We start from the raw sequence: 4,330 nt of genomic DNA on the forward strand, positions 1-4,330 counted from the left end.
GGCGGCCGGTCGGGAGCCGGCGCCGGTCACCGGACCGGCCGCGGCCGGCCGGTCGATGCCGATCACGGTGGCCAGCGCGGTCGAGCCGCCGGCCAGGAACGTACGGCGACGCACGTCGTCGTTCTCCTCGTCGAGATAGGGCGATCCGTCGGGCCCCCTGGGCACCGCGCCGGCCCTCGGCCACGGGGGCCCGTCCGGAGCGGCTGGATCCGGGTACGGCGAGGCAGCGTACGGGAGTTGGGTGGAGAGCGGTGGGCGCGGGGCTGGCAGGGGCGGGAACGGCGGGTGGAGCACGGAGCGGAGCGGGGGCGCCTCCGCCGCCCCGGCCGCCCCGCCGCCGTCCGCCGAGCGGCGGCGGACGGCGGCGCGGGGTGCGAAGCCGAGGTCGGTGAGGGTGCGGCCCGGCCACATGTGCCGGAAGACCCGCTCGTAGGCGTAGTTGGGGCAGCGGATCTCACCGGACTCGATGCGCCCGATGTAGCGGGCGTCGCAGGACACGTGCTCGCCGATCTCGCGGGCTGCCCGTCGCACGGCCATGGCGAACTCGCCGGGTGAGCGGTCGCCGCGCAGTGCGCGCATCACGGTGTTGGGGGACGGTCGGTTCGGCTCGGCCGGTGGGGTGGCTGCCATGGGGGCGAGAGTACTCGGAGTTACCGACCGGCCACAGTCGGTTTGTGGGACATCGGCCCTCAATTCCGTACAAAGCGGGCGTTGTTGCGGGATATCCGCCATGAAATGCCATGCCTTGCTGTAAGGCGCCCCGTGGCCTCGGGTGCCATCTCCGCGTTGTCCTGATACGTGGAAGCCCAGGCCGTCCCCGGCCCGTCCCCGCCCCGGCGCCCCACCTCCGGCGGCCGCGCTTCCGACCCCGACGAGGTACAGGAGGGCCCGTGATGGCCACCGGACTGCCGCAGTACCGACCCGTCCCCGGGGGCGTGCTCGCCGGCGCCGCCCCCGCCCTGCTCCCCGACCCCGCCGACGACCGCTTCCCGGGCCGGGGCCAGGTCGGCGGCGGCTGCGGCCCCTGCGGCGGCCGGCGCCGGGACGCCGCCGCTCCCGAGCAGGGCACCCTCGTCACCACCTGCGACACCGTGACGGTCGCCCTCCGGCACGGCCTCGAAGCGGTCGACATCCTGCGTCTGCGACGCGCCTGCGGAGCCGTCCTGCAGAGCCGCGACGGCAGCGCCGTCTCCTTCCTCGTCCCCGCCGGCACCTGGGAGACGTGGCACCTGCCCGGCAGCTCCTGTACGGCCGGCGCGCTGGTGCCGGCCGCCGGCGACCCGTGCTGGGTGATCCCGCCCGCCAGCGCCGGCCGTGCCGTCCGCCCCACCGACGCCTGGGTGCTCCGCTCCGCCCTCTGCGAGGCCGCATGCACGCTCACCGCGGGCGGTCTCGGCCCGTTCTGACCGGCGTGCCGCGAGGACCCGGCCGGGCCCCGTACCATCCCCGGCCGGGCCCCTGCGACACGCCCCGGACCAGGGGGCGCCCTGCGGCGGCGATAATGGCCGCCATGGGACGAAGCAGCAGAGCCGTGCGCGGCCCGGAGCCGGCGGCCACCACCGGGCCGGGCGGCCGCACCCACGCCCAGGGCCCGCTCACCCGCCCCGTCGGCTCCGGCACGGCCGAACTGCGCCCCGACCGCGACCGCTCCGCCGCCTGGACGCTGCTCATCGACGGCGCCCCGCAGTCCATGGTCGACCTCGCCGACCCGACCCACCTCGGCTTCGAGTACCAGCGCCGGCTCGGCCACCTGATCGACCTCGCCGCCCCGCCCGGCCGCCCGCTGACCGTGCTGCACCTGGGCGGCGGTGCCCTCACCCTGGCCCGTTACGTGGCCGCCACCCGACCGCGCTCGCGCCAGCAGGTCGCCGAGATCGACACCGCACTCACCGAACTCGTCCGCGCTGAACTCCCGTTGGAACGCGGCTGGCAGATCAAGGTGCGCGGCGCGGACGCCCGCAGCGTGCTGGAGCGCACCCCCGAAGGCAGCGTCGACCTGGTCATCGCCGACGTCTTCTCCGGCGCCCGCACCCCGGCGCACTGCACCACCGTCGAGTTCACCGCCCTGGCGGCCCGTGCGCTCGCCCCCGGCGGCTGGTACACCGCCAACATCGCCGACGGCGCGGCGCTGCCCTTCGCCCGCTCCCAGGTCGCCACCCTGGCCGCGGTCTTCCCCGAACTCTGCCTGGTCGCCGACCCGGCGGTGCTGCGCGGCAAGCGTTTCGGCAACCTGGTCCTCGCCGCGGCCCACACACCGCTCCCCGTTCCCGACCTCACCCGTCGCGTCGCCTCCGACTCCGCCCACGGGCGGGTCGAACACGGGCGTGCGCTCAGCGACTTCACCGCCGGGGCGGTTCCGGCCACGGACGCCACCGCCGCGCCGTCCCCGGCCCCTCCGCCGGGCGTCTTCCGCTGACGGCCGGGCTGCTGCGAAGGGCCGGGCTTCTGCCGGCCGCTGACGGCAGGGGCAGCCGCTGACGGGGGTTGGCCACCGCGGAGGGCGTTGACGGCCGCCGCGGGCGGGCGCGGTGGCGCTGACCGGTCCTGTTCCGCCCTGCACGGCGGCGAGGCCCGAGCACCGGGCAGGCGCCGCCTCGCCCTCCGCTCGTGTCGCCTCGCTCCTGCCGCCTCACTCTCGGCGCCGGGCGGAGCGCACCGGGACGGTGGAGCCTGCCGACGAGCGCTCGCCCGCCGGGTCAGGTTCCGGCGGCTCGCGCTGCGATGCGCAGGAGCGCGGGCTCGGTCCGTGGGCCGGCCGGCGATCAGTGCCCGCGCGGCAGTCCGCGGTGCTTGAACATCGCGGCGCCGGTGAGCAGCAGCCCGGCGGCGATGGGAGCGAGCACCGCGGTGGCCGTCGCGGAGCCGTCGTCGACGGCCGTCTCGGTCGAGGTGTCGGCCAGGGCGAGCGTCTCGGGCTGCCCGCCCTCCGCCGGGGTGGCGGGTTCGCCGGACGACGCGGAGGAGGTGGCGGGGGCTGCGGCGCCTGCCGCGTCGGCGGGCTCCACCGCGTCCTGCTCCTCGTGGACCGCCGCCTCCTGGACCGGGGGAGCGTCCGCCGTCCCGGACCCGGGCTGGGTCACAGCCCGCCGGTCGCCCGGCTGCGCGTCGGTGGGCGGTTCGGCGGGCTCGCCGGCGCGGGAGGCCCGGCCCTCGGCCGGGGGGTCCTGGGCTGGGGCGCTGGCGAGCAGCCCGGAGGCGAGCGCGAAGGCGTCGGGCACCGCGGCCTGCTGCCCGGGGAGGGGCAGTCCGCCGTCCCGGATGCGCTGCTGGAGGACGCCGCCGATCCCGCCGCCGGCTCCGCCGACCGGCGCCACGCCGGTCAGCTCCCCGGCGAGCCCCGGGGAGCCCGACGTCGAGGCCGACGGCGGGATGGATGTCGGGGCCGGGGCCGGCGGACGGACGGCTGACTGGCCGTCGATCACCGGGCCGCCGCGCAGGGCGCCGCGGACGGCGGGCTGGGTCTGTCCGCGTGGCGGTTCGACCGGGGCGGCGTACGCGCCCGGCGCCCCCACGCCCCAGAGTTGTGCGAGCAGGGCCCCTCCGGCGGCGACGGTGCCCGGGCGGGGCAGCCACCGGGCGAGCGCCCGTCCCGCTCCGGCGATGCCGCGGCGGACGGGTTCCAGGGGCTTCGTCGCGTGATTGGCTCGCATGTGAATTGAGAACGAGCGGACGGGCGCCGAGGTCACGCCCGCCGTCACGGACAGTCATCGCGCCGGTGGCCCCGGGCCGGTCAACCCGAGGCCCCACCGACCGCGCGGGGATCAGGAGTTGGGGCGCAGGGTCCAGGTGACCGTCATCACACCGGTGACGGCGCCGTCGGCGCGGGTGATCTCGACGGTGACCGGGAACTCGGGACGGCCGCCGGCGTCCAGCTCGGCGACGACCTCGGCGGCCGCGCGGCCGAGCACGGCGGTGGCGGTGACGTCGCCCATGGCCAGCTTCTTGTAGGCGATCTCGGCGTTCACGGCGAGTGGAACGGCGCGGGACAGCTGGTCCCCGAAGGCGGCGAGCACGATGCAGCCGCTGGCGGACTCGGCGAGCGTGAACATCGCGCCGGCGTGCGGGCCGCCGACGTGGTTGTGGTACGCGGGCTGGTCGGGCAGCCGGAGGACGGCGCGCTCCGGGGTGGTCTCCAGGTACTCGAGCTTCAGGGTGTGCGCCATCGGCACCGTGGCGTCGAGCATCTGGCCGATCGAAGGAGTGGTCATGGCGACGATGTTACTAGCCGGTAGCTTCCTGCGGCAGGGGCCGAGCGGAAATCCCTGACCACCGTGCACAACTGAGGCCATGCGAAAACGCCCGAGGGGCCGACCTCTTGAAGAGATCGGCC

Annotated in this window: 4 protein-coding genes and 1 pseudogene; 2 read left to right on the forward strand and 3 right to left on the reverse strand. The window is 76.8% G+C overall.

The features are described 5' to 3' along the window. Positions 1-630 (reverse strand): annotated as a pseudogene (locus ABT247_RS32070) (hypothetical protein); the annotation flags it as partial. Positions 631-893: 263 nt separating this feature from the next. Between ABT247_RS32070 and ABT247_RS32075 the strand changes: the two are divergent. Next, positions 894-1,406: a hypothetical protein gene (locus tag ABT247_RS32075; protein WP_350749807.1), complete on the forward strand. Its 513-nt coding sequence runs from the start codon at positions 894-896 to the stop codon at positions 1,404-1,406. Positions 1,407-1,510: 104 nt separating this feature from the next. Further along, positions 1,511-2,416 (forward strand): spermidine synthase, encoded by a 906-nt coding sequence (locus tag ABT247_RS32080; RefSeq protein ID WP_350749810.1) that lies wholly within the window; start codon positions 1,511-1,513, stop codon positions 2,414-2,416. A gap of 346 nt (positions 2,417-2,762) precedes the next feature. On the opposite strand, the gene ABT247_RS32085 is transcribed toward ABT247_RS32080, so the two are convergent. Together ABT247_RS32085 and ABT247_RS32090 are read right to left on the reverse strand one after the other, a co-directional pair. Further along, positions 2,763-3,650, reverse strand: coding sequence for a hypothetical protein (locus ABT247_RS32085; RefSeq protein ID WP_350749813.1), 888 nt, complete (start codon positions 3,648-3,650; stop codon positions 2,763-2,765). Between the two features lie 111 nt (positions 3,651-3,761). Continuing rightward, positions 3,762-4,208, reverse strand: a complete 447-nt coding sequence (locus ABT247_RS32090; RefSeq protein ID WP_350749816.1) for a DUF4442 domain-containing protein — start codon at positions 4,206-4,208, stop codon at positions 3,762-3,764. Positions 4,209-4,330: the final 122 nt, after the last annotated feature.

The sequence above is a fragment of the Kitasatospora sp. NPDC001539 genome (assembly GCF_040298565.1).
Lineage (GTDB): Bacteria > Actinomycetota > Actinomycetes > Streptomycetales > Streptomycetaceae > Kitasatospora.

Bases quoted from the DNA above. Each gene is read 5' to 3' on its own strand.
- ABT247_RS32080 (WP_350749810.1), top strand. From the start codon at position 1,511: ATGGGACGAAGCAGCAGAGCCGTGCGCGGCCCGGAGCCGGCGGCCACC.
- ABT247_RS32090 (WP_350749816.1), bottom strand. From the start codon at position 4,208: ATGACCACTCCTTCGATCGGCCAGATGCTCGACGCCACGGTGCCGATG.
- ABT247_RS32075 (WP_350749807.1), top strand. From the start codon at position 894: ATGGCCACCGGACTGCCGCAGTACCGACCCGTCCCCGGGGGCGTGCTC.
- ABT247_RS32085 (WP_350749813.1), bottom strand. From the start codon at position 3,650: ATGCGAGCCAATCACGCGACGAAGCCCCTGGAACCCGTCCGCCGCGGC.